Origin of the sequence: Rheinheimera texasensis DSM 17496, assembly GCF_000711985.1 — a bacterium.
Classification (GTDB): Bacteria; Pseudomonadota; Gammaproteobacteria; order Enterobacterales; family Alteromonadaceae; genus Pararheinheimera; species Pararheinheimera texasensis.
Genome location: NZ_KL544005.1, coordinates 719433 through 743967 on the forward strand (window position 1 = coordinate 719433; position 24535 = coordinate 743967).

The window sequence follows — 24535 nt, forward strand, 5'->3', positions numbered from 1 at the left end:
GCAGCACAAGGAGACAGCATGCAGATTTGGCAATATTGGATGGAACTGGGTAATCAGGCGTATTTCACGCAAGACTGGCCACAGGCCCAGCATTGTTATCAGCAGGCACTGGCAGATGTCTGGCCGGTCTGGCTGGAAAGCACTTTAGGCGCGGCGGCTGAAGCCGGCACTTTGCAGCAGCTGCCGGACGATGAGCTCTGTTTACCCAGTTGTTGCCTGGCCGTCACAGTGCGTAACTTAGCCAATTGCCATCGTGCCGCCGGCCAGCCAGGCCGCAGCCGTGCTTTGCTGAAACAAACCCAGCGCTGGTTCTGCTGCGCGCTGCAACAAGCGAAACTGCCGGCACCGCTCTACGCCAGCCTGCTGAACCTGCAGGCCGATTTACACGAGGCTTTGTTGCACTGCGCGGCAGACCCGCAGCCACAAGAGCAGAATCGCATTGTCGGCAGCGGCTTTACAGCTGCGGCGGGCTCAACAATTCATTAGGCATTGTTTCTGGCGGCAGTTGTAAATCCGGTTTGAGCTTCAGCACGGACTGATACAAATCAGGCCGGTACAACTGCAAGCGCTTCAGCCTTGCCAGATGTGAGGGTTCAGGGTCAGTCAGCTGCGACAGAATGAGCGGTAAGGCCGGATGTAAATAGCGTTGCAGATAACTGTGTTCCAGCGCCAGATCCAGCGCATCCGGGCCCATGGCCTGGGCAAATGGTGATAAGCCCTCATTTAGCAATAACAGCACAGTTTCCGGCGATGTCTGAAAGGCCCAGTGAAAGAAGTTGCGACCATAGAGATCCTCGATGCCGAGGTCAAAACCAGCTTCCAGTAGTACCTTCAAATCTTGTTCAGGCTTAAAACCATATCCTGGATACAGATACGCGGGTGCTTTTGGGGCAAAGCGCTGTTCAAACGCCGGCACCAATTCCGGTTTCGTCATCACTTCCATCAACAACCATGCTGTGGTGCCACTGTCGAGTTCAGTTTTTTGCAAAAACGCCATCAGCTCGACCGGGTCATGTAACAAATCTGTCAACTGGTCTCTGAGTGCCTCGTCGACATCCAGTTGCCGCGCCCCGCCCATTTGCCAGTGCCACGCCAGCCAAGCCGGGTCGCGCTGATGTAACGGCGCTAACGTCAGCTCGTCCAGCGGTTTACCATCACGCCATAAAAAGATTTGGTCCTGAATGGCATCTCGGCTTAACAAAGCTTCCTGTGTCAGTAACTGATTTTGCTGCGCCAGACATTGTTGCCTCGCCTGTTTGCCTTGCGCTTTTCGCTGAATGTGTTTCGCAACCCAGTCTGCCAGCGCAGTGCCTGCAGGCACCGGCTGAGGCTTTAGTTCGACCCGGCGGAACATCGTTGCAGGCGGGCCGGCGGGCAACAGCGCCAGAATGTCTTCCGCACGAAACCGACCGGCATTCAAAAAGTTGTTGCCAAAGAACCAGCTACCGTCTGCGGTTTGATAACCATGCGCCCAATAACCTTCGTTCAGTAAATAGGTAACTGTGTCGCGCTGTGCTTGTTTAAATTGCTGTAGCAGATCAAGATTCTTCTCAGCATCTAAGTGGCGGGGCGGCTCAGTAAATAACGCGAAATCGAGCCCGGTCACCACTCCTTCTAAGCGAGTTGGCACTACATCTTGCTGCTTCAGCGCCTTTAACACTGCCGGCTGCCACAGCATGGCGGCAATATCCGCCAGGTTCCAGACCGGGGTTCTGCTCTGATAATGATGATAACCAACAGGAAACTTCGCCAAATCACGGCCTTGCGCCACCAGTTGCAGCAGATGGGTTTCAGGCAAACGTAAATGCATCGCCACGGCAATCTCTAATGGTGAAAAGCTTTTGCCGGTGATGAGTTGTTGAAATTCAGGTGCCGGAATTTTGTGACTGAGCTGCAAAAACAGCAGCGAGGGTGAAATCAGTGTGCTGCCATTTAATGTACCGAGCCCAACCGGTACAAATACCTGAAAATCATCAGCCGCAACCAGCGAGCGGGCAAAATCGGCCGGGTTGTCGCTCAGTTCTTGCTTGATTCGTTCAGCCAATGCGTCCAGTACGCTCGGTTTGCGGATATCTAAAGCCGTCGCGCCGATGATATGCATCGCCTCTGCGATACTCTCTGCGTACTGCATGTACCAAATTGCTGCTGTCACATCGTATTGCAGCAACTCCGCGGGTGTTTTACCGGCTTGCAGCAAAGGCAGCAGGTGTTCAGCAAGGCTTTTCTCGCTGTCGACAACATGCGACCCGGTGTCCGGACAAATGGCGTATGGGCTTAATTGCGTCGTATTGAGTGCAGGCTCTGTCGCTGCCGGGCTCTCCTCACCGACCTGTTTTGCTGCAGGTGCGTTCGCTGCCGGTGCAGGGCCTGCAGCAGAACTGACAACCACCGACTGAGACAAAAACCAGCCCAATCCAGCCAGCACCGCGACTATCAAGGCGGTAAATATCTTTTTCATCTGTGACATCTACTTTGTTTTATCCGGGAAAGGCCGTAATGTTTGCATAACTCCAGCTGCGAGTCGGCGCATTACTTCTGCTTAAAATCATCGTCATTTTTGTATTTGAAAAAGACAAAAGCATTTGAACTGTCATTTGGCACCATGTGCTGGCCCCCACCCCAGGCACTCATGCCCAGTGTCGGCCAAATGTTATGTCTCGGATTGTCGAAATACCGGTCATAGGCTTCAAGTGACATGGCCTGACCTTCGATCCGGCACATAGTTGCACGACATTCAACCCGAACGGCGGCAAATTCCTGCGGCCGCTGATCAAAAAATTGCTGGATCACCTGCTGGGCTTTCTCGGCCCAATCACTGGTCATTTCACCGCTTTCAAAGCTTTCGACTGCGCTGGCATAAAACTCATTGCCCTGAAAAGCTGCATATTTTCCGGCATAAGCAGCCGGATAACGCAGATGCATATTGCTGCGATCAACACGTTCTTGTCTTTCCCGACGCTGTTCGGCCAGTTCGTCCAGCTGTGCCGGGGTGAATTCAATGACTTCGTGATTGACAGTTGTAGCAACTGTAGGCTCAGGGACTGCGGACAAGGTGGTTGCTGGTGTGGCTTTGCCGCCTGCCACGTCAGGCTGAATAGCTGGTTGATTCGCAGCAGGTGAGGCAGTTTCTGTCATGACCACCGGAGCAGGCGCCCACCAGGCTGACAAGGTCAACACGGCAGCAGCCCCAACCACCACCCCGGCAATAAAAACCACTGGCTTTTGCATCTGAACTCCCTGATTTATCTGTTGTTATTCCACTGAAACAACAGGTTAACGGCAGAGTAACTTCAAGTGCAAGCCGTTATAGCACCCAATGATGGCTATAAACCCGGCCTTGCCAGTCTTCGATAATGAGCCACAGTTTGTCGCCGGCTTTGAGTTGCTGCGGCGTGCGCGCATGCACGTGCAGGCCATGTTTGTTGCCGTGCAGCAGGCTGCTATGGTCACGGCTTAAGCTTTTGAGGTCCGGTTCCTGCTCGCTGACCAACAAAAAGCCCTGACGAATTTTTTCAACGCAACCGGCACACCACTGCAGGTAATAATCTTTTACCCATTCGCCATGATGGGCATAAGGGCCGTCTTCACTGAGCGGCATCGCTGTGACTTCGTATGGCCCAAGCTGGGCTTTGGGCAACGCCGGCGGGAACTGCACATTCAGCGACTGATACAAAAACCAGAATGGCAGAATCAGCACCAGGCCATTGAGTTTAAATTTGTGTCGCCCCCAAAACTGCTTCAGTGCATTTGGCTGTGTCATTGCTTGGCTCCTGCGGTGTTGTCGGTTGCGCCAGATAAAGTCTGAATTGGCAGTGCGGCTGTCATCGCCTGTTCCACCCGCGCCTGTGCTTCCCGGCCAGCTGCGCCGCGAATGGTCCTGCTGCCCCAAATCATAAAACCGGTGATAGCCATACCACTGACCAACAAGCCAAACACGAACCAAATGACCTTGGTCCAGAGCCCGCCAATGGTGCCGTAATGCAGCGGGTCAGCGACTGACATCACCGTTTCAAGCCCGCCCATTTGCGCCGGCACCCGGCTGTCGGCTACTTCGCCGGTCCAGGGGTTAATCCAGACGTTATAGGAATACTGATCAAACCACACTGAATCGCCATACCCCGAAATGCGGTAATAATCGCGCGGATGTTCCGGCATCATGACAAAAGCTGGTTGTAATTCAGGCAGGAATTGCTGCGCCCGCGCGACCGCCTGTGCCAGCGGGATCATGTCCGGCACTTTGCCGTCTGCGGCCGGCGCCGGCACATAGAGGCTGCTGAGCTGTTCCGCTTCATAATAAAACTCGACATCGTTATGCCACAGCACCGCCTGGATCAAATACCACAAACCGGTCAGTGACATCAGCAGTAAGAACCACAGCGACCAGACGCCCGCTAACCGGTGCAGGTCCGCCAGCACAGTCTTTTTGCCCTGATGCAGCCGCAGTTTTGGTGCGGTAAAAGACTGCCAGAAACGTTTATAGATAATCAGGCCGGTGATTAAAGCGCCCAACATCAGCAGCGACATGGCGCTGACCAGGTAATAACCGACGCTGTAACTGTGCTGCCAGGGAAACAATAACCAGCCGTGCAAGCTGCGCATAAAACTGATGAAGTTAATGCCCGGATTAATCTCCTGCACCACGCCGGTGTAGGGGTTCACATAAGCAATAGCCGCCGGCATGGTTTCAGTGGTGAACAGGACTGCGGTGACCAGATAAGGCTCCAGCACCATCACGGAGGTAACAGCTGCAGTCGGTTCGGCCTGCTGCACAGCAGCGACTAACTCGGCCAGTGGTTTTGCCGGCAGGTTCTGCGGGTTATAAGCCCGGGCATTTTCGTTAAACAGCCAGGTCAGCTCATGGCTTAATACCGCAATAGTGCCGGTCAGGCAGACCGCAGTAAAAATCAGCCAGACTGGTAAAGAGCACCAGCCATGCAACTGAAACCAAAATTTTTGCGAGATTTTCATCGACCCCTACCTGCAGCTTATCTGTGGTGCGTCAGCTTCACGGCTGCAACTTTAAACAAGACAACAACCGCGAAAAAACTGCAATGTACCTGATATTTTAATGCACCTCAAACAGATCTGAGAACTATTCGCGTTAAGATTTGCAAATAGGCCAACTTAATAACTATTAAAAACAACAACTTAACTACATGTCAAAAAATAAACAGTCGAATTTAGCAAAATCTCATGTGATAATAATTCTTATTTGCGTAGTTAACATAGGTCTTCCACATGTCAAAGTCTGCTGATATCAAGTCTCAACACACCGCCGTGATCACATCTCCTTCAGTTCTGACGCTGGCCATTGCTGCAGCATTGTTTAGCCAGTCCGCATTCGCGGCTGACGACAGCAGTGTCGAACGGATTGAAGTCACCGGCAGCCGGACTCAGGGTTATCTGGTGAATCAGAACAGCAGTGCCACTAAACTTGATCTGGCACTGAAAGACACGCCGCAGGCCATCAGCATTTTGTCAGCCGAACAACTGCAGGATTTTGGCCTGACCAACATCAACCTTGCGCTGGATCAGGCCACCGGCGTCAATGTGGAACGCATTGAAACCGACCGCACCTATTACAACGCCCGCGGTTTTGATATCACCAACTTCCAGGTTGATGGCCTGGGACTGCCGTTCACTGGCGGCGGTATTGAAGGTGATTTAGACACTGCACTTTATCAGCGCATCGAAATTATCCGCGGCGCCAACGGTTTAATGTCCGGCGTTGGTAATCCCTCTGCCACGGTCAATATGGTTCGCAAACGTCCTGGCGCGGATTTCGCCGCCAACGTCAAGGCGAGCTACGGTTCCTGGGCCAATACCCGTCTCGAGGGCGATGTCCAGGGCGCGTTAACTGAAGGCCTGAATGCCCGCGCTGTCTTGGTAAAAGAAGACAAAGATTCATACCTTGACCGCTACAACCACGACAAAACCGTCGGCTATGTGGTGGCGAGCGCAGCACTTGGCGACAACACCCAACTGACTTTTGGCCACAGCACACAGGACAGTCAGGGCAACGGCGGGATGTGGGGTGCTTTGACGCTGCATTATGGCGACGGCAGCCGTATTGACTATGACCGCTCGGCCAGTACATCCGCCAACTGGTCCTATTGGCAGGTCAAAGACAACCGCTCATTTGTCGAACTGGCGCATCAGATCAATGCCGACTGGAAGCTCGTCACTTCATACCAGCTGATGAAAGTCGAAGAAGCCGGTGACTTGTTTTATGTTTATGTCAGCGCACCAAACGGCATTGACCCAAAAACCGGCTTAGGCAGCACTGGTTATGGCAGTTTCTATGGCAAAGACGAAAACACTCAGTTTGGCGACTTGTATTTGCAAGGCAAATTCAGCCTCGGTGGCCGTCAGCACGAATTAGTTACTGGCCTTAATATCGCCGACCGCGAATACACTGATATCTCTTTGTATGATTTCAGCACAGGCCTGGGTTTCCCGGCGATGCCGGCACTGACCAGCTGGGATGGCAATACGCCACTACCAAGCTTTAAAGACGGCCAGAACGGCAGCGCCGTCGACGCCGACCAAAAAGCGCTGTACAGCGTAGTGCGCTGGGATTTAGCCGACAGCCTGAAACTCATAACCGGCGCGCGCTGGATTGACGCCGAAGTGGCTGGTACTGCTTATAGTGTCGACCAGACCATGGCCGATGACGGCGTGGTGCCTTATATCGGCGCCGTGTATGAACTGACGCCGCAGGTTAGCCTGTACGCCAGCCACACGGCCATTTTCCAGCCACAAAAAGAACGCGACGAAAATCGTCAGTTATTGCCGGCTGTCGATGGCAAAGCGCTGGAGCTTGGCGTCAAAGCCAACCTATTTGATGACAAAGCACTGCTGTCATTCGCCGCTTTTGATATCGAACAGCAAAATCTGGCGGTATTCGATAAAACCGTGTCAGATCCGGTGCAAGGCTTGTATCAGGTGTACCGCACTGCCGATGGCATTAACAGCAAAGGCTTTGAGCTGGAACTGGCCGGTAGCCTGACCGAACAGCTGCAGTTAAGTGGCTCTTTGACCAGCATCGACATCGATGGAGACGATTTAGTCAAAGGCTATACACCTGAGCGTGTCGCAAAATTTGCTGCCGTGTATCAGCTGCCGCAACTACCGGGTGCCCGTGTTGGCCTGAATTATCGCTGGCAATCGGAGATTTCACGCAAACAAGGCACAGTGGCCGCCGTGTATGCCAATGCCGGTCAGGATATTGTCACCACGCAAAAAGCCTACGGCTTGCTTGGCCTGATGGCCAGTTATGACATCAACGGCCAATGGCAAATTCAGGCCAATGCCAATAACGTGACTGACAAAACCTATCTGAACAGCCTGTATTGGGCGCAGGCCTATTACGGTGCTCCGGCCAATTACAGCTTAAGCGTCAGTTATCAGTTCTGATTTGACTTACGCCGGGTGCTGAAAGAAAAGCCCCGGCAGCACGGTCTCTGTGAGGACAACCCCCTCACCGAGACCTGCTTATGTTTACCTGGTATTCCCGCTTACTGGCTGGCCTGCGCCATACCGAAGGCTTGCCGTTATTGTTGTTACGTCTCTATTTAACCCCGGTGCTGTTGCAGGCCGGCTGGAACAAATACCTGCATTTTGAAGACACTGTAGCCTGGTTTGGTGACATGGAATATGGCCTGGGCCTGCCGCTGCCGACATTACTGGCTGGTTTAGCGATTGGCGCCGAGATAGGCGGTAGCCTGTTGTTATTATTCGGTTTATTGACCCGCCTCGCGGCCTTTTTGCTGGCAGTGACCATGTTGGTTGCGATGCTGACTGTGCACGCCAAAAACGGCTGGCTGGCGATAAGCGATGCGTCGAGCTGGCTGGCTGATGGCACCCTGTTCCATTCAGAACGTGTTCTGGCCGCGCCGGAGAAACTGCAACGCGCGCGTGAGTTACTGCAGGAACACGGCAACTACGACTGGCTGACTGAAAGTGGCAATCTGGTGGTACTGAATAACGGTATCGAGTTCGCCGCTACTTATTTTGTCATGTTGCTGTGTCTGCTGTGGTTTGGCGGCGGCCGGTATTTGAGTGTGGATTATTATTTGGCGCGGGGTAAGTTGGCTTGATGGCTTAAGCCATCAAGCCAGATCTGCCAGGGAGGCCACGATGAAAATCATCAATTCACAATTAGAGTCGGCCGTTACCGCAGGTGCAGCCACTGGTGGCTCCGCTTCGTTAAAATCATTGATTTGAAATCTGTCGTGGCTGGTACGGTGGCGCAATGCTTGCCGTACGACCAGGGTTATCCGGCGGAATTAAAACCCACTGGCGGCCGGAGCGCTGTCGATTGGGATCTCGAGTAATAACGCCACTCCCTGCAGCACCAGCAGTTCGTCCAACAATAACTGGCCATCGGCAGCGACAGCTGCTCGTAGTGCCAGCCAGATTTGTTGTTTCAGCATCGGCGTGCTGTTAATCAGTGGCAGCAGCTGCAGACTGCCAAGCGGTTGTGACTGCGGTTGATTGATGGTCGCCGGGTCCAGTTCCAACGCCTGCAAACCGGCCTGCCAGCTGTGTTGTTGCATGGCCTCATCAGCAGCTTGTTGACTGACCCAATGCAGCAACGGCAACAACGTCGGCAATACTTGCGTCAGCCGGCCATGTCTGGCTCTGGTTTGCGCCGCCGGCTCAAATTCTGCCGCAATCACATGTTCAAGCCATAACCAGACCAGCGCTTCAAAAGTATCGCAGCGGCCATCGAGGTCAATCAGCGCACGGCACAGCTGTTGTAAATGCGTAAAGCGGCTTTGACTCAGCTGCTTCAGTGTTGGCACCAGTTGTTGTAGCAATGTCAGCCGCGTTAACGCCTGCAGCGGCTGTACCACATCAAACAGCCGGTCGACTTCACTGAGTAGACACGGCATCCCGAGGCCCTGCACTAATTTCAGCTGACGTGGCAAATCCTGTTCACGCATCAGACAACAACACAGCAATGCCTGCGCCGGCACTTCATGTTGACTGGCATGGCGAACCGCCGGAGGCAAATTATCGAATTCAGCCTGCAACTGGCGACGCTGCACAGTGAGGTCTTGCGCCAGTAACGAATCTGGCGCGCCTGGCAATACAGCAGCTGTCGCTCCGGCAATTTGGTTATCAGTCGTTGGAGTTCCGGCCTGAGTTGCCAGCAAAGCAGCCTGTAATAGCGCCATGCGCTGCTCTAAAGGTTTTGAAACCGGCGTTTCTGCAACAGAACCGGCCGGCGTGGCCGCTGTTGCTGCATCCGGCAGGCCGCCAATCCAGTGTGGTTCTATCCGTTTAATCCGCTCCGTCAGCGGCGGATGGGTAGCAAACCAGCCACCGATAAACCCCATTTGCCAGCGCGACAAGGCGTCGGCAAAAAATAGATGGCTCATTTCACTGGCCTGCGGATGTTTCACCCGCCCACCCTGCTGCAGTGCGGCAATCCGTTTTAACGCGCCACCAATACCGGCCGGATTACGGGTAAACTGCACAGCACTGGCGTCGGCCAGAAATTCCCGTTGCCGGCTCACCGCAGCTTTAATCAGCTGGCCGAATAACACACCGATGTAGCCGATGATGATAAAACTGAGGCCGACACCAAACACCACCAGAATGCCACCGTTACGGTCGCGGCCGCTACTGCGCACCTGCAGCAGTTGCTGCCCGGCTTCGCTAATAAATAGAATGCCATGCAAAAGCGCCAGCAGGCGCAGATTAAGCCGCATATCGCCGTTCAGAATATGACTGAATTCATGTGCGATCACGCCTTGTAATTCATCGCGACTAAGCAGATTTAACGTGCCTTCGGTGACGCCAATCACCGCATCAGCTGGCGAAAAACCGGCGGCAAAGGCATTGATACTCTGATCTGCCAGCACATACAGCGGCGGTGCCGGCACACCTGCGGCGATGGCCATTTCACTGACCACATTTTGTAGCACCCGCACTTTGGGGTCGGTTTCGTCACTTTTCAGTCGCCGCCCGCCCAGCGCTTCGGCCACGACTTTGCCGCCTTTTTTTAATTGTGCAAGGCGAAACAGCACCACGGCACCAATCACCGAGACCACAGCCAGGCTACTGACTGCCAGATAACCCCAGGGAAATTGCGGGGTGGCGTTGGTGTCGACCTGATCCGCCTGCAGAAATGCCAAAGCTATCAGCACCACGAAGTCGGTCAACGCCACCAGCAGCAAGACTGCCAGCGAAAACAACAACACCAGCAGCCGGGTGCGGCTGCGGGCCTGTTGCTGCGCTTCAAAGAAGTTCATCGCCACCGGCGTGGCCTCAGAATTTAATTACAGGGGCGGCCTGAATGGCGGCGCTGTCGGCAAATTCCAGCAAAGTGGCGTCTTTGGCATGGCCAAAACTGCCAGCAAACACCACAGCCGGGAAGCTTTGTTTGTAACTGTTGTAGTCCATCACCGCGTCATTAAAGGCCTGACGGGCAAAGGCGACGCGGTTTTCGGTGCTGCTGAGCTCTTCACTCAGTTGCAGCATATTTTGATTGGCTTTTAAATCCGGGTAGGCTTCCATCACCACACTGAAACGGCTCATAGCCTGCTGCACCGCATTTTCAGCGCCAGCCAGCGCCTGTACAGCTGCACCATCTGCAGGAGACGCCGCAGCGGCTGCCAGGCCAGACACAGCGCTGTTACGCGCCGCAATCACTGCCTCTAATGTTTCGCGTTCATGCGCCATATAACCTTTGGCGGTTTCCACCAGATTAGGGATCAGGTCATAACGGCGTTTTAATTGCACTTCGATTTGCGCAAAGGCATTTTGCCAGCGGTTTTTCAGCGTCACCAAGCGGTTATACACGCCAATCACGACAAACACTAATACGCCGAGCAGTACCAGCAGAATAATTCCGGTCATCTTAACTCCTTGATTTCACTGACTAGCAAAGACAAACAGCACCTAAATTTTAACCACTGTCGCGCAAAGCTGTCGGGCATGCAATAGATCGGCGGAATAATTATCACAACAGACTTTTAAGCTAATCTTGCTACGTGTTGGACATACCTCACCGACAATTGCTCCTGCATTGTCGGCGTACCGTCCTTCCATGGACATAAAAAAACGGCGACCAATGGCCGCCGTAACAGGGAAGACAGGCTAGGGCGTGTTGATGTTTGGTGTTTGTTTTTGCAGCAGTTTAGCAGCTTTTTATGCAAGGCAGTGCGAGAGCAGTGTAGTTATTCTACACAAACGAGCACTAACGCAGCAGAAAGAGCTGCCAAACGCTGCCCTGCGGGTTCGTTTGGTGGCGCTTTGGGCTTTGTCACTCGTTGCTCACATAGAATGACTATGCCACGCGCCTCGTTTCGCGCCCAAAACGCCACCAACTCGAACAAAACTTAACCACCAAACATCAACACGCCCTAGTGCCTGCAGTGCTTACATCAATGGGAAATCGTGGAATGATCCTGCGCTGCCAGCCGGGCTGCTGCAGGTTTAAATAAAGTATTGAGCCACATCAGCAGACATAAGGCGCCGGCGACACCAGTCGCCAGGTAAAAGCCGTAGCGCACTTCACCAAAAAAGTCGCCGACGATGCCCATCAACAAAGGGCCAACGGCGGCGGCGAGCGCAGTAAACGCCAACAGCAACCCGGCGACAGCACCGTGCTGAGCGCGCGGGAAACAACTGATGCCTTTGGAATTAATGGTCGGGTACATCATCGACATAAAAAGCCCGGACAATGGCATTAGCCAGACCGCAACATCGACGCCACCCAGCATACTGGCGACATAACAAACCAGAATCGCACTGCTGAACAATGCCAGTACCAGGCTCCACTCCAGTTTGCTTAAGATCCACTCAGCGAGAAAACGCCCCACAGTGCGCAGCACAAAAAAGATGGTGATGGCATGTAATGCCAGATACTGATATTCGCCCTGATAACTTTGCAGCAACGTCGGCAACCAGACAAACACCGCCACTTCGACAGCGACGTAGCAGGCGATGGCAATCGAAAAACCAAGCGCGTAAGGATCACGCACCAGCTTCAGGCTTTGCCATAAATCTGCTTCCTGCGCGGCCGGTTCGTAATCCGGATACTGCAGCATCGCCGCCAAAGCCAGTAACAAACCACAAATCAGCCCGGCCAGCAGATACAGCTGCGTCCAATCCAACTCGTAGCTGATCAATAACGTGACTAATAAAGGCCCGACAATAGCGCCTAAACCAAAAAAACCTTCGACCCGATTCATCAGCCGGGTGTGCTGCTGATTGTCCGGGCTGATATCGCCAATCAGCGCCAGAGCACCGGTTTTGAACAAACCAATCGCCAGGCCAGACACGCCTAATAAACCTAAATAAAACAAAAATGTCTCGCCAAAAGCAAAGGCAATACATGCCAGGGTATAAACCGCCAGGCCCGCCATAATCACGGTTTTACGGCCTATCGAATCTGCCAGCCGGCCCAGCAATAAACCGGACAGCCCAATCAATACCATCGGCACATAATGAAAGGCGGCGGCTTCAGTCAGGCTTAAATTAAACTGCTGTACGACTTTGGGAATAATGACGCCGACCGCGTCTGTGGTCATGGCAAAAACAAAAAACATCAGGCAAGTCATCCACTTGACCTGATTCAGCTGACGCTGCTGAGTTTGCTGCTCAGTCAGTCCATACTGTAGGGGTTCAATTTTCATCATGGCTGCCTCGTCCGTCCGCGCTGCGAAAACCAGAGCACTGCAGTCCAACTCAAATACGTTGCAGGGATTCCGGCGGTCTGTTGATACTTCGACCAACAATAGTGCCAAGGTATACATCTTAAACGTTTAAGAATCAATATTACTGCGACAGAAAAATGAAATTTTTTTGTCTGTCGGCTTTCAGCTATCGGGGCCGACCCAGCCGGCAATATCGCCCGCTGTAATACCAGAGCTCAGACTAAAACTGGAACCCACTGTTTCAACGACAGCGGTGTTGCGGCTCAGGCCAAGCAATTCACGCAACCGGAATAACGCTTCGATACCGGTGCAATGGCCGCCTACCAGATAGCGCAGCCCCTTCAGATGCGCTGCTGTGCGCACTAAAACCGGATCTGGTTTGCCGTATAAATGGATCCCACCGATCACCGCCAGCAGACTGGCAGATTTCGTTACCTGTTTGGCCGCATCGGCGATATTCATAATGCCGGCATGGCCACAGCCGGTGACGATGATGGTCCCCTCTTTGGTTGGGATAAACAACGAGCTGTCCTCTGCCACATTATCGGCGACATATTTGCCATCACGCTGTACCAGCAGACCAGGGTTCCAGTTACTTTCATCGTACTTGCGTTCAACCGGGCCGCTAAACCAAACTCCCGGCAGGATTTGCACAGGTCCAGCATGCTCTGTGATCTGGCCGCCAGTTGCCCGGAATGCGCTTGCGACATCAATGAAACTATTGCGCTGCTGGCGCTGTAAATTAAAACGCGGCTGCGTGACACCTGCCCCAACGTGTAAGCGGGACAATGCTTTTGGATTAGTAGCTGACATCGCGCGGCGTAGCGTCAGCAATCCACCGGTGTGGTCGCCGTGAAAATGTGAGATCACCACATCTTCAACCGTCGACAGATCAACGCCAAGCTCTTTTGCGTTTTGTAACACCACATCTGGGCGGGCACCGGTATCAAACAAAATCCGTTTGCCATCCACTTCCACCAGCGCGGCATAACCCCATTCCCCAAGCCCGTCATTGGCCAGCATGGTCGATAATGTAGTCACCTTTACCGTCTGAGCCAGAGGTGGCTGACCTTCAGCCCAGGCACCGCCACAAAAGCAACAAATCACCAACAGCCAGAGTTTGTATTGTCTTTGCATCTGTATTCCCTTGCGCTGAAGTGGCATCAGGGACAGTGTAGATCAGAAAAACCGGCTATTTGATGAGCTTCAGTTAAAACTAATTCAGCCTTGTCGCGTCACTTCCAGATCACCTGAATGATGCAGTTCAGTTGTTGCGCGGCCGGTGTTTGGACCCAGCACCCGGTGTGAAAAACAAAATACGGCAGCTTTCTCCCGGGATGATATCTGCGCTGTGCCAACAACCTTTGGGGATGACCTGCACCTGCCCTGGCGCGTCAAAAGGGATACGCTGCAACTGACCTTGTTGTTCGAGCAACAATTCACAACGGCCGGCTAGCAAATACAGCACTTCATCACCGGCCGGATGCACTTCAAAGCAAACCCAGTTTTCGCTAAAGGTATATTCCGACAACAACACAGCACCATCAAAAGTACCAAATTGCGCGGCCAGCTGTGGGTATAAGTCTGGCCCGGCGGATAGCACATGAATTTGCTGCCGGGCATCCAGCACCACTGCGAAGTCTTTCAGGTTCAGCGGTTGATCCGCAGATGTAGTCATTTCCTGCTCCTTAAGCTTTGTTGTGCTTTGTATGCAATGTAGCAGCAGTTCATGGCATAGTAATCTGCAGCGCAAAATCGGGAGATTGATATGCTATTGACCGCTGAAAACAGCCTGTTACTGCTGATAGACCTGCAAAGTAAACTGGCACCGGCCATTCACAATAATGCCGAGGTAGAACAACACTGCCGCTGGCTGCTGGAAGTGTCGCGCGAACTGGCGGTGCCGGTGCTGGCGACCGAGCAATATCCACAAGGCCTTGGCGTGACAGTACCGTCTTTGCTGACGCTACTGAAAAGTGAAGAAATTCTGGAGAAAATCCATTTCAGCGCCGCGCAAGAGCCTCATATTCAGGCGGCTCTGGCCGATTCCGGCCGCCGCCAAATCGTGCTGTGTGGCACAGAAACCCATGTTTGTGTGCTGCAAACAGCGCTGGATTTAATCAGCGCTGGTTATCAGGTGTTTGTAGTGGCCGAAGCCTGCGGCTCGCGCCGTGACAGTGATAAACAGCTGGCGCTTGGCCGGTTACAGCAGGCCGGGGTCGTGATTGTCAGCCGGGAAATGGTGGCTTTTGAATGGTTACAGCGGGCCGGCACAGCGCAGTTTCGCCAGATTAGTCAAGGCTGGCTGCGCTGATCTCTGTCTGGTTTTCAGCGGGATCGGCAGCTCTCGCCGGCACGGACTTCATAAGGCAATAAAATCCGGCCGTCTTCGCCGCGGATAAAGGCTTCCACCGCGGCGATGCCTTTCTGGTCGCTGTGTTGCCATACGGTGCTGAGCGTCGGATGGTAACGTTGACCCTCTTCAATACCGTCAAACCCGACGACCTGCACATCTTCCGGAATGCGCAGGCCGGCCTGCAGTACCTCGCGCATCGCGCTTAATGCAATCAGGTCACTCATACACAGCAAAGTGTCTGGTCTTGGATTCAGCGCCAAAGCAGCCCGTGCGGCCAACGCGGCTTGTTGCTGGTTACTGGCCGGAATGTGCCAGATGCGTTCCGGCGCCAGAGTTTGGCCGACTTCACTGAGCGCGCGTTGATAACCGTCCAGCCGGCGATGCGCAATCGAGCTTTGATTATCCCAGAGTGGGCTGTCGCCTACCGGCCGGGTGTCTTCAGCGTCAATCAACCGAAGGCCCAGTACCGCGACGCTCGAATTGTTGCTCAGCACCTGACGGGCGACTTCATAAGCCGCCTGTTCGTTATCGATATTGACCGAAGGCCGGTCGGTTAAATCACAGTCCACTGTCAGCACCCGTTTGCGGGTCTTTTCAAGTTGTGAAATTAAATCGGTGTTGCGCGGCGCGCCGTAGCAGATAAAGCCGTCGACAAAATCGACGATGGCATCCAGACTTGGTGCACTGCCCGAAAATAACAACAAGTGGCGTTTGTGTTGCTCCAGCGCATTGGCCACGCCACGGATAAACTGGCTGGCGACCGGGTCACTAACCATGTATTCCAGTGAGTCGGATAAAATCACCGCAATAATGCCGGAACTGCCTTTTCGAAGTGATTGTGCCGCTTTGTTTGGCCCCTGATAACCGAGCTCGGCACAGGCACTGAGGATTTTTTCGCGCAGTTGTGCAGATAGTTGGTCAGGCCGGCTGAAGGCGTTTGAAATCGTGGCCGTCGATACACCAAGTTGCTGGGCGACGGTTTTTAACGTTTGTGTTGGTTTGGCCATAACTGTTGGGGGTATTGGTTATGCTATTCCCCGTTATACACAACTTTGGCGGTGAAGGACAACAGGCCAGGATGATTCGCGCTTAATCGACCCGTAGCTTTTCAGTTTTTTCCAGTTGCACCAGCCGGCCCTGATGAAACACCAGCTCGACTTTGCCAAATTCGACCCGGCCAATCAGTTGTTCCAGCTGTTTCAGTAAATCTGCCACCAGCTGCTGCCGCTCCGGCGGCTGGTTCTGTTGCCAATCTTTCATCATCGCTCCATGGCGTGTCTCTGTAGATTTCGCCATTAAAGCAGAGCTGGATGGATAACCATAAATACTAAATAATTGTTTTTATATTCCATAAATGAATTAGAGATACAACTTCGGTAACACCTTTTGCGGGTCTTGTGCCGAAAATATGTTATACATTTATGGAATATATATTTTTATTGTAATTCTTTTACGATCTATTTAGATTGCAATCAACGCAACGACATTGCCCTGTCGGTGTGTGTGATGTTCGAACCATTGTGAAGGATCACAGTGGCTTGCCCTCAGGATGAATCTGCAAGTCTATCCTTGTCCCTGTTGTTTTTAAGCCTGCATTTTTGCAGGCTTTTTTTGCCCTGCGGGCGGCGGTGTCCGATGTATGAATCATTTTTTCCTGCTGCCGCAAGACCGTCTAGCAAAGAATTCACCTGTCGGTGAGTCACTTTCTTTTGTTTCAGCAAAAGAAAGTAACCAAAGAAAAACCGACCCCGGTTCCGCTCGAAAGCCCGCTGAAAATCAACAGTTTGAGGCGCTGGGGCAACTCGCGCGGCGCTACCGTCGCCGCACTCAAACACTCCCCAGCTTAAGACCTCAAACCGCTGATTTTCATCGGCTCGCTCCAACGGGGGATTTGGTTTTCTTAGTTGTCGCTGTTTTTAGCGGAAGAGAATTAAAAGCAAAGCCAACTACTGAGGCCAGCTGCCCGTTGGAGCGAGCCGGCTGAAAATCGTTGGCCAAGGTTTTAAGAAAATGGGTGTCTGAGCACGGCGACGCTAGCGCCGTGCGAGTTACATTTTCGCCTTGGACGGCGACTTTTCAGACGGGCTTTCGAGCGGAACCGGGTGCGCCTTTTCTTTCGGTTCCTTTCTTTTGGCAAGACACAATCGGACAACGTCCGATTGAACAGCTTTAGCTGGCCCGGAGGGTGAATGGCACAGCCATTCATAAAAGAAAGGAACTCACCGTTAGGTGATTTCTCTGCTAAACGGTCTCACCGAAAAGGAAATAACGATTACTAGAGTAAAGCAGCCCGCAGGGCAAAAGCCGCGCCAGCGCAAATATTCCAAAACAATATATCTAATCAAATTTTTGTTCTTTTTAATTATTAAAAACCCACCTAACATCCGACTCAGCCCATTTGGAGATGTACAGACGTCCAAATGAAAAAACCTCAAGCACTGCACTGACCGGACCACCGGAAGTTGCTCAGTGATAACTGAACGACGAAACGACTGATGACCAACGGAGTATCCCATGTCAGTGCAATCTGATTTAAACCAATATTACGGCGTGAAAAGTAAAGCGCTGCAGTTCCCAACCCGCCGCTTCCGTGCTTTAAGCCCTCTGGCAGCTGCGGTTAGCCTGGCCATTTTCGGTAGCAGCCCCGTGCTGGCAACAGAGGCAGCAGCGCCACTGGCAATTGCAGCCGCCGCTGCTGCAGAAGATGCCAATTTAGAAGTTATTACCGTCACCGCCCGTAAACGGGTGGAAAACGTGCAGGACGTACCTATCGCGATTTCCGTGCTGACGGCGCAGGATTTAGATAAAACCGGTACTTATTCCACTGAACAGCTGACGCGTTTACAGCCATCAATTCAGCTGATTTCATCGAACCCGCGTAATACCGCGGTGACCATTCGTGGCCTTGGCAGCGTAATTGGCTTGACCAATGATGGTCTCGAATCCGGTGTTGGTTTTTATGTCGATGAAGTCTATTACGCCCGGCCAGGTTCGGCGGTCGTTGACCTGCTGGATATCGAGCGGGTTGAAGTATTACGCGGCCCACAAGGCACCTTGTTTGGTAAAAACACCACGGCCGGTGCACTGAACCTGAGTACTGCAGCGCCGACTTTTACACCGGAAGGCAAAGCCGAAGTGACCTTGGGCGAAGATGGTTATACCCAGGGCAAAGCCATAATCTCCGGAGGCCTGAGCGAAAAAGTCGCAGGCCGGCTGGCCGTATCCAGCACGCGGCGCGACGGTACTGTGTATAACGTGACGACAGGCGCCAAACAAAATGATACCAATAGCCAGGCATTGCGTGGACAGCTGCTGATTGAAGCGGCGCCAGACTTAAAAATTAAATTATCTGCCGATTATGCGTATCAGAACCCGAATGCCAATACCCAGGTATTTGTGCGTTACGGCGCGACCAAACGCTCGGCAGCGTCACAATTCCCGGCTTTAGCGGCGGCGCTCAATTACAAACCAGCCAGCGAAAACCCTTACGACCGGCTGGTTGATGTCAACTCGCCGCTGCAGGCGCGGCAAATCCTCAAAGGCACCAGCGCCAAAGTCGACTGGGATTTAGGTGATTACAGCTTTACGTCCATTAGTGCGCTGCGCGCCTGGGACTGGACACCACAAAATGACCGCGATTACACCGGTTTAGCCATTCGCACCAAATCAAATAACCCGTCGGCACAAGACCAGTGGAGCCAGGAGTTCCGCCTCAGCTCTAATGGCAGCGGCGAACTGGATTGGGTGGCCGGTTTATACGCCTTTGGTCAGAACGTGGAAACCCACGGCACTGAACAATGGGGCAAAGACGGTGCGCGCTGGTTAATTGGCGCGGCCCTGCCAGGTGGAATTAGTATCCCGTCAAACCTGATTGATGGTTACACCTCCAATACCGACGTGTACTCCAGCACCGATTCTTACGCCGCTTACGCGCAGGCAACCTGGCATGTCACAGAGGATTTCCGCGTCACGCCGGGTGTGCGGTATACCAAAGAAGAAAAAACCGGTGATTTCACGCAAGTCGCCAGCGGTGGCCTGGCCACCACAGACGCAGCGCTCATAACCGCCAAACGCGGTATTGCCCGTAACCAGAAATATTATGCCGAGTTCTCTGACTCAAGCCCAACCGGTCAGCTCAATCTGGCGTATGACTTAAGCGACGACCAGCTGGTGTATCTGAACTGGGCCCGCGGGTATAAATCAGGCGGTATCAATGCGGCTGGTATTCCAACCGACGCCGCCGGTAACCCGTCGCTGGTCAGCGCCACAGTACAGCCGGAAAAATCCACCACAGTCGAGTTGGGGCTCAAGTCCCAATGGCTGGAGCGGCGCCTCACCACCAACTTCGCGATTTATGACACCCAGGTCACCGACTATCAGGCAAACGTGGTCGATGCCGGCCCTGGGGCGCTGCGCGGTTATCTCGCCAATATCGAAAAAGTCAGTGTGCGCGGTTTTGAATTTGACAGCCGCGCGCAGCTAACCGACAGCTGGTCTGTGTACGCGACTTACGCCTACACCGACGGCCAATACGATTCGTTCCGCAATGGCCCACCGCCACTGGAAGAGCTGGCATCCGGTACTGCCGCCTTTGATTTGTCCGGGCGTGATTTACCGGGCGTGTCGAAAAACGCCGGTTCACTCGGCACTGAATACAGCTGGGGCGGCACTGTCAGCGGTGTGGCTGGTGAATGGTACAGCGCAACAGATCTGAGCTACCGCTCAGACTGGAACTCAGATGCGTCGGTGTCGAAATACCTGGTGGTGGAAGCCTCGACACTGGTCAACCTGCGGCTGGGTTTCAGAACCGATAACGGCACAGACGTATCGATTTATGCCCGCAACGCCTTTAACGAAGACTATTTAAGCTTCCTCAGTATTCAGGCCGGTAACTCCGGAGCTGTGTATGGCCATGTCGGCGACCCACGCAATATCGGTCTGCGCGTCAAAGCAGAATTTTAAACTGATTTTTAAGCGGATTTAAAAAAGGGGCCCGGCGCCAAAACACCGGGCCTACATACTGAAATAAGGAACGCAGGTTCCACTGGAGCAACACATGAGCAAGTCCCGTATACCACACAACATGGCTACGCTAGTTCTGGCCCTGGGCACAGTTTTCGCCTCACTGGCGCTGACCAGTCTGGCCGTTGCCGGCCAGGCGCAAGCCAAAGAGATCACATTACTGAATGTGTCGTACGACCCGACCCGCGAGCTGTATCGCGACTATAACCAGGCCTTTGCCAAACATTATCTGGCGAAAACCGGCGATACCGTCAAAATCGAGCAATCGCACGGCGGCTCTGGCAGTCAGTCACGCGCTATTATCGATGGCCTGAAAGCCGACGTCGCCACGCTGGCGCTGGCTGGGGATATCAACCCGATCGCCCGCATCGGTAAATTGCTGCCGGAAAACTGGGTCACTGCCCTGCCGCATAACAGTGCGCCTTACACCTCGACCATCGTATTTCTGGTGCGTAAAGGCAATCCGAAAAACATCAAAGACTGGGGCGATTTGGTCACAGACGGCGTTGAAGTCATCACGCCGAATCCAAAAACCTCAGGTGGCGCGCGCTGGAATTACTTAGCGGCCTGGGCCTGGGCACAGCAAAACACCGGCTCGGCGGAAGGCGCTAAAGCCTTCGTCAGCCAACTTTATACCCATGTACCGGTGCTGGATTCCGGCGCCCGCGGCTCAACCACCACTTTTGTGCAACGTGGTATTGGTGACGTGTTGTTGTCCTGGGAAAACGAAGCCTTTTTGGCGGTCAACGAGTTAGGCCCGGACAAAGTAGAAATCGTGGTGCCATCAGTGTCGGTACTGGCCGAACCCTCAGTAGCCGTGTTGAAAAAGAACACCGACGCCAAAGGCACGACAGCCGCCGCTACAGAATATCTGCAATATCTGTACAGCGCTGAAGGCCAGGAAATTGCCGCCAAACACTATTACCGCCCGCGCGATACAGCAGTTGCCGCCAAATATGCCAAGCAGTTCCCGGCCATTAAGCTGGTGGATATCGGCAGCTTCGGCGGCTGGGACAAAGTACAGCCTGAGCATTTTGGCGACGGCGGTATCTTTGATCAGATTTATCAGCGCTGATAATTCACTGGCATTGGCAAAAACATTTGCACATTTTCCGTGCTGGCGCAGTATATAAAACCGATACATTGCCGCAGTGTTCAGACTGCGGCTTTTTTGCCGACCAAGCACCTGGAGCCAGTTTATGTCAGAGCGTAAAACCGCCAAAGATTTTCATCCGGAAACCTTACGTTTGTTCGACCGTTATGTGCATGGAGATATCAGCCGGCGCGAGTTTTTGACCGGCACTGCGAAGTTTGCCGTGGCCGGCGTCACGGCGTTATCAATTCTGGAAGCTTTAACACCTAATTACGCACTCGGCCAACAGGTGAAACCAGATGACAAAACCTTGTCGGCCAGCTTTGTCGAGTTCCCAAGCCCAAACGGCAATGGCACAGTGCGCGGTTATCTGGTGAAACCAGCCAAAGCGACCAGGCCACTGCCGGTTGTGCTGGTGGTGCATGAAAATCGCGGCTTAAACCCGCATATTGAAGATATAGCGCGGCGCTTCGCGAAGGCTGGTTTTATCGCCTTAGCACCGGATGCACTGTTTACGCTCGGTGGTTATCCGGGCGATGAAGACAAAGCCCGTGAGTTATTTGGCAAGCTGGATCAGACCAAAACACGGCAGGATTTCATTGAAAGTGTGGCGTATCTGCAAAAACTTGCAGGCGGCAACGGCAAAGTCGGCGTGGTCGGTTTCTGTTACGGTGGTGGCATCGCCAACTTCCTCGCCACTGAAGTACCGACCCTAGCCGCTGCAGTACCGTTTTATGGCCGGCAAGGGGACCTTGAAAAAGTCGCCCGGATCAAAGCACCGCTACTCTTTCATTACGCCAGCAATGACGAACGCGTCAACGCCGGTGCCAAAGCCTATGACGACGCGTTAAAAGCCGCCGGTAAAACCGCGCAAAGCTTTACCTATCCGGACACCCAACACGGCTTTCACAACGACACCACACCGCGCTACGACAAAGCCGCGGCGGAACTGGCCTGGCAACGGACAGTGGCGTTTTTTCAACAGCAGCTGAAAACCTGATAACCCGCTTTTACGCAGAAGCTTTTGGTGACCGCATCGTCTGTCCGGTGCGGTCTTAAAACCACATCAGGCAATCGCGACCATTTTCTTTGGCTTTATACAATGCCACATCGGCGTCGGCCATTTGTAAGTGCAAATCTTCCACTTCTCCGGCTGGCACATAGCGTGCGCCGATACTAGCAGTGACGGATACATCTGCGTCAGCGGTATGTACCACTTCAGCACTGATCTCCAGACGCAGATTATCCAACAGCAAATGCACCATATCAATTTCGGTATGCTCGATCAGCAATGCAAACTCTTCCCCCCCAAGACGGGCACCATAGTCGTCTGAACGCAGACAGTGCTGGAGTTTGCGGCCTATCAGCTTGATCACCTCATCGCCGACCGCATGGCCGTATGTGTCGTTGACCCTTTTGAAATTGTCGATGTCGAGGATCGCCAGCACATAACCGGTGGGGCTGTTTTTTAAGCGGGCACAATGTTCGATAAAAGCGCGCCGGTTCGGGATGCCGGTTAAAGGGTCTGTCATCGCCAGATTCTTCAGCTGCTCTTCGGCATGCACCCGCGCCTGTTCCTGCTCAACTGCATAAAACAAACCGGCCAGCGCGTCACAGAGCGGCTGTAAAAATGCCGCATCTGCCGGCGTGTAGTCAGACAATTTATTCGCAAGGCCTATCATCCCCACCAAGCCATCCTTGAGCATGATGGGCAGCCCCAGAAACCGGAAGATTTTCGGGTGGCCGGCCGGCGTGCCTTTTGATGCCGGGTGACTGGCCGGTTCGTTACTGATGACCAGCGTCTGGCTGGTGATCACTTTGCCAAACAAGTTATCGAAGCTGTCAAAGTACAGTTGCCCCTGCTGATATAACTCGACCAGCTGACTGCTGCGCTCATTCCAGGAAATCTCGGTGATCGCATGAATAAAAAGGCTATTTTTTTCGTTATTCAGGCGCATCTGACCAATAAAAGCAAACTGGCTGTCCGCTATCTCAGTCAGCTCCGCCAGCACTGCGCGACAGGCTTCAGACAAGTTGCCGCTACGAAGATACATCGCCTGGGCTTTATTGATAAAACTCAGCAGTTGGCGCTGTTTGGTTTCCAGCAGCGCCATTTCTTTTTTCACTGTGATGTCGCGGTGAGTGCCGGCAAGGCGCACCGGCTGCTGCTGGCTGTCCCGCTCCACCACTTTGCCGTAAGTCTCAATCCAGACCCAATGACCGTCCTGATGCTTCATCCGGTAAACCGTATTAAACACCGGCGTCTGCCCGCTCAGATGACGCTGTAACTCTGCATCCAGCGCGGCCATATCTGCCGGATGTATTAACTGACGCCAAAACAAACTGCTACTGTCAAACAACTCATAGTCCAGCCCCAGCATTTCGCACCAACGCCGGTTCACTTTGCTGCTGTCCAACTGCAGGTTCCAGTCCCAGGTGCCAAGACCGGAGGCATCCAGCAATAGGCGCATCTGTTGATTAGTTTCAGTCAGCTTGGCTTCTGTGTAACGATTGGCCGTGTGATCGACCAACATGGCGTGAATAGCATCAAGCCGGCCGTCGCTGCTGAAAAAGGCACGGGAAATCAGCTTGACCCAAAACAGCTTGTGACTGGGCGATTTGATCTGAAAATGCGCCTCTGCGGCTGCAACGCCACTTTGGTGATTACTTAGCAGAAAATTAAAATCATTGAGGCTGGCCGGGACGATAAAGTCTTCAAATACCGCTTGTTTCTGCCGCAGCGCTTCAGCCGGCAAGTCAAATAAAGTATCGATATTGCCGGAGACATGCGTCAGCGTCAGCCCATGCAGATTGCGCCATTGCATCAGCACCGCCGGCGATTGCTCGAGTAAACGCTGTTCCTGTGCCAGCTGTTTATGCTGATGCCAGAGTGTCAGGTAGTGAGAGACGTGTGCACTGACTTTTTCCAGCAATGCCAGCTGCTGCACGCTGATACTGCGTGGCACCTGGTCGATAACACACACGGCACCGACCGGGACATTATTCAGTTGCAGCGGCACGCCGGCATAAAAGCGGATATGCGGCGCACCGGTAACCAGCGGGTTGTGCTGAAATTCAGCGTGGCTGCTGGCATCCTCCACCACCATTGGCGCGTCCTGTGCCACGACATGGGCACAAAAAGCATCTTCCAGTCGGGTCCGGTCTGCCCCGAGGCCATAGCGGGCTTTAAAAAATTGGAAATCCGCGCCAATCAGACTGACCAGTGCAATAGGGGCATCGAACAATTGCGCCAGTGCTGCCAGCAACTGATTCAGGCTCGGGTCTTCGTCAGCGACCTGCAGCGAATATTCGGCAATAGTCTCTAAGCGCGTCATTTCATTCATACATCAGTCTCAACATCTACCCTGATTGTGCGGACTTGCCACAGTAATT

Annotated in this window: 20 protein-coding genes; 8 read left to right on the plus strand and 12 right to left on the minus strand. The window is 53.4% G+C overall.

All coding sequences use genetic code 11. The annotated features are described in order from the left end of the window. The first annotated feature begins 18 nt into the window (after nt 1–18). A complete protein-coding gene (locus tag Q399_RS0113735; protein WP_031569356.1) occupies nt 19–486 on the plus strand; it encodes a hypothetical protein in 468 nt (155 codons plus the stop codon). Here Q399_RS0113735 and Q399_RS0113740 read toward each other — a convergent pair. The 4 genes from Q399_RS0113740 to Q399_RS0113755 all read right to left on the minus strand — a co-directional run bounded on the left by Q399_RS0113740 (nt 455) and on the right by Q399_RS0113755 (nt 4968). Next, nucleotides 455–2458, minus strand: coding sequence for a hypothetical protein (locus Q399_RS0113740; protein WP_157836311.1), 2004 nt, complete (start codon nt 2456–2458; stop codon nt 455–457). The genes Q399_RS0113735 and Q399_RS0113740 overlap by 32 nt on opposite strands. A 71-nt stretch (nt 2459–2529) precedes the next feature. Then, nucleotides 2530–3228, minus strand: a complete 699-nt coding sequence (locus Q399_RS0113745; protein WP_031569360.1) for a hypothetical protein — start codon at nt 3226–3228, stop codon at nt 2530–2532. Between the two features lie 76 nt (nt 3229–3304). Beyond that, on the minus strand, nt 3305–3760 hold the full coding sequence (locus Q399_RS0113750) for a hypothetical protein (protein WP_031569361.1): 456 nt from the start codon (nt 3758–3760) through the stop codon (nt 3305–3307). Then, nucleotides 3757–4968 (minus strand): PepSY-associated TM helix domain-containing protein, encoded by a 1212-nt coding sequence (locus tag Q399_RS0113755; protein ID WP_084164330.1) that lies wholly within the window; start codon nt 4966–4968, stop codon nt 3757–3759. Before Q399_RS0113755 ends, Q399_RS0113750 begins: the two co-directional genes overlap by 4 nt. 270 nt (nt 4969–5238) lie before the next feature. Here Q399_RS0113755 and Q399_RS0113760 point away from each other — a divergent pair, with 270 nt between their 5' ends. After that, entirely contained in the window at nt 5239–7416 is a 2178-nt protein-coding gene (locus Q399_RS0113760; protein ID WP_051685993.1) for a TonB-dependent siderophore receptor, read from the plus strand. Between the two features lie 80 nt (nt 7417–7496). Next, nucleotides 7497–8099, plus strand: coding sequence for an HvfX family Cu-binding RiPP maturation protein (locus Q399_RS0113765; RefSeq protein ID WP_031569368.1), 603 nt, complete (start codon nt 7497–7499; stop codon nt 8097–8099). A 189-nt stretch (nt 8100–8288) separates the two neighbouring features. Here Q399_RS0113765 and Q399_RS0113775 read toward each other — a convergent pair whose 3' ends face one another. From Q399_RS0113775 to Q399_RS0113795, 5 genes are all read right to left on the minus strand, one after another. Then, on the minus strand, nt 8289–10262 hold the full coding sequence (locus Q399_RS0113775) for a M48 family metallopeptidase (RefSeq protein WP_051685994.1): 1974 nt from the start codon (nt 10260–10262) through the stop codon (nt 8289–8291). A gap of 16 nt (nt 10263–10278) precedes the next feature. Next, nucleotides 10279–10869 carry a LemA family protein gene (locus tag Q399_RS0113780; RefSeq protein ID WP_031569373.1) on the minus strand — a complete coding sequence of 197 codons (591 nt, stop codon included), beginning with the start codon at nt 10867–10869 and terminating at the stop codon, nt 10279–10281. Between the two features lie 527 nt (nt 10870–11396). Continuing rightward, the gene (locus Q399_RS0113785) at nt 11397–12653 is read right to left on the minus strand and encodes an MFS transporter (protein ID WP_211253335.1); all 1257 of its coding nucleotides are present in this window, start codon (nt 12651–12653) and stop codon (nt 11397–11399) included. 180 nt (nt 12654–12833) lie between these two features. Next, the gene (locus Q399_RS0113790; protein WP_031569378.1) at nt 12834–13808 is read right to left on the minus strand and encodes an MBL fold metallo-hydrolase; all 975 of its coding nucleotides are present in this window, start codon (nt 13806–13808) and stop codon (nt 12834–12836) included. A gap of 127 nt (nt 13809–13935) precedes the next feature. Continuing rightward, on the minus strand, nt 13936–14349 hold the full coding sequence (locus Q399_RS0113795; RefSeq protein WP_051685995.1) for a cupin domain-containing protein: 414 nt from the start codon (nt 14347–14349) through the stop codon (nt 13936–13938). Between the two features lie 90 nt (nt 14350–14439). On the opposite strand from Q399_RS0113795, the gene Q399_RS0113800 reads away from it, so the two are divergent. Continuing rightward, on the plus strand, nt 14440–14985 hold the full coding sequence (locus Q399_RS0113800) for a hydrolase (RefSeq protein WP_031569382.1): 546 nt from the start codon (nt 14440–14442) through the stop codon (nt 14983–14985). A 14-nt stretch (nt 14986–14999) separates the two neighbouring features. Here Q399_RS0113800 and Q399_RS0113805 read toward each other — a convergent pair whose 3' ends face one another. Together Q399_RS0113805 and Q399_RS21940 are read right to left on the minus strand one after the other, a co-directional pair. Next, on the minus strand, nt 15000–16034 hold the full coding sequence (locus Q399_RS0113805) for a LacI family DNA-binding transcriptional regulator (RefSeq protein ID WP_031569384.1): 1035 nt from the start codon (nt 16032–16034) through the stop codon (nt 15000–15002). A gap of 82 nt (nt 16035–16116) precedes the next feature. Then, nucleotides 16117–16287: a YezD family protein gene (locus Q399_RS21940; protein ID WP_084164334.1), complete on the minus strand. Its 171-nt coding sequence runs from the start codon at nt 16285–16287 to the stop codon at nt 16117–16119. Nucleotides 16288–16666: 379 nt separating this feature from the next. Here Q399_RS21940 and Q399_RS22145 point away from each other — a divergent pair, with 379 nt between their 5' ends. The 4 genes from Q399_RS22145 to Q399_RS0113830 all read left to right on the plus strand — a co-directional run bounded on the left by Q399_RS22145 (nt 16667) and on the right by Q399_RS0113830 (nt 22142). Further along, a complete protein-coding gene (locus Q399_RS22145) occupies nt 16667–17011 on the plus strand; it encodes a hypothetical protein (protein WP_157836312.1) in 345 nt (114 codons plus the stop codon). Nucleotides 17012–17541: 530 nt separating this feature from the next. Beyond that, nucleotides 17542–19989 (plus strand): TonB-dependent receptor, encoded by a 2448-nt coding sequence (locus tag Q399_RS0113820; protein ID WP_084164336.1) that lies wholly within the window; start codon nt 17542–17544, stop codon nt 19987–19989. 94 nt (nt 19990–20083) lie between these two features. Then, on the plus strand, nt 20084–21124 hold the full coding sequence (locus Q399_RS0113825; RefSeq protein WP_169739324.1) for a sulfate ABC transporter substrate-binding protein: 1041 nt from the start codon (nt 20084–20086) through the stop codon (nt 21122–21124). A gap of 124 nt (nt 21125–21248) precedes the next feature. Beyond that, on the plus strand, nt 21249–22142 hold the full coding sequence (locus Q399_RS0113830) for a dienelactone hydrolase family protein (protein ID WP_031569392.1): 894 nt from the start codon (nt 21249–21251) through the stop codon (nt 22140–22142). A gap of 55 nt (nt 22143–22197) precedes the next feature. Here Q399_RS0113830 and Q399_RS0113835 read toward each other — a convergent pair whose 3' ends face one another. After that, the gene (locus Q399_RS0113835; RefSeq protein WP_031569394.1) at nt 22198–24486 is read right to left on the minus strand and encodes a sensor domain-containing diguanylate cyclase; all 2289 of its coding nucleotides are present in this window, start codon (nt 24484–24486) and stop codon (nt 22198–22200) included. Nucleotides 24487–24535 lie beyond the last annotated feature (49 nt).

What these genes read in the sequence shown, in the direction of transcription:
- Q399_RS0113755 (WP_084164330.1), bottom strand. Translation starts at nt 4,968, where the DNA reads ATGAAAATCTCGCAAAAATTTTGGTTTCAGTTGCATGGCTGGTGCTCT.
- Q399_RS0113780 (WP_031569373.1), bottom strand. Translation starts at nt 10,869, where the DNA reads ATGACCGGAATTATTCTGCTGGTACTGCTCGGCGTATTAGTGTTTGTC.
- Q399_RS0113805 (WP_031569384.1), bottom strand. Translation starts at nt 16,034, where the DNA reads ATGGCCAAACCAACACAAACGTTAAAAACCGTCGCCCAGCAACTTGGT.
- Q399_RS0113765 (WP_031569368.1), top strand. Translation starts at nt 7,497, where the DNA reads ATGTTTACCTGGTATTCCCGCTTACTGGCTGGCCTGCGCCATACCGAA.
- Q399_RS0113795 (WP_051685995.1), bottom strand. Translation starts at nt 14,349, where the DNA reads ATGACTACATCTGCGGATCAACCGCTGAACCTGAAAGACTTCGCAGTG.
- Q399_RS0113785 (WP_211253335.1), bottom strand. Translation starts at nt 12,653, where the DNA reads ATGATGAAAATTGAACCCCTACAGTATGGACTGACTGAGCAGCAAACT.
- Q399_RS0113745 (WP_031569360.1), bottom strand. Translation starts at nt 3,228, where the DNA reads ATGCAAAAGCCAGTGGTTTTTATTGCCGGGGTGGTGGTTGGGGCTGCT.
- Q399_RS22145 (WP_157836312.1), top strand. Translation starts at nt 16,667, where the DNA reads ATGAATCATTTTTTCCTGCTGCCGCAAGACCGTCTAGCAAAGAATTCA.
- Q399_RS0113760 (WP_051685993.1), top strand. Translation starts at nt 5,239, where the DNA reads ATGTCAAAGTCTGCTGATATCAAGTCTCAACACACCGCCGTGATCACA.
- Q399_RS0113800 (WP_031569382.1), top strand. Translation starts at nt 14,440, where the DNA reads ATGCTATTGACCGCTGAAAACAGCCTGTTACTGCTGATAGACCTGCAA.
- Q399_RS0113775 (WP_051685994.1), bottom strand. Translation starts at nt 10,262, where the DNA reads ATGAACTTCTTTGAAGCGCAGCAACAGGCCCGCAGCCGCACCCGGCTG.
- Q399_RS0113835 (WP_031569394.1), bottom strand. Translation starts at nt 24,486, where the DNA reads ATGAATGAAATGACGCGCTTAGAGACTATTGCCGAATATTCGCTGCAG.
- Q399_RS21940 (WP_084164334.1), bottom strand. Translation starts at nt 16,287, where the DNA reads ATGAAAGATTGGCAACAGAACCAGCCGCCGGAGCGGCAGCAGCTGGTG.
- Q399_RS0113735 (WP_031569356.1), top strand. Translation starts at nt 19, where the DNA reads ATGCAGATTTGGCAATATTGGATGGAACTGGGTAATCAGGCGTATTTC.
- Q399_RS0113820 (WP_084164336.1), top strand. Translation starts at nt 17,542, where the DNA reads ATGTCAGTGCAATCTGATTTAAACCAATATTACGGCGTGAAAAGTAAA.
- Q399_RS0113830 (WP_031569392.1), top strand. Translation starts at nt 21,249, where the DNA reads ATGTCAGAGCGTAAAACCGCCAAAGATTTTCATCCGGAAACCTTACGT.
- Q399_RS0113790 (WP_031569378.1), bottom strand. Translation starts at nt 13,808, where the DNA reads ATGCAAAGACAATACAAACTCTGGCTGTTGGTGATTTGTTGCTTTTGT.
- Q399_RS0113750 (WP_031569361.1), bottom strand. Translation starts at nt 3,760, where the DNA reads ATGACACAGCCAAATGCACTGAAGCAGTTTTGGGGGCGACACAAATTT.
- Q399_RS0113825 (WP_169739324.1), top strand. Translation starts at nt 20,084, where the DNA reads ATGAGCAAGTCCCGTATACCACACAACATGGCTACGCTAGTTCTGGCC.
- Q399_RS0113740 (WP_157836311.1), bottom strand. Translation starts at nt 2,458, where the DNA reads ATGAAAAAGATATTTACCGCCTTGATAGTCGCGGTGCTGGCTGGATTG.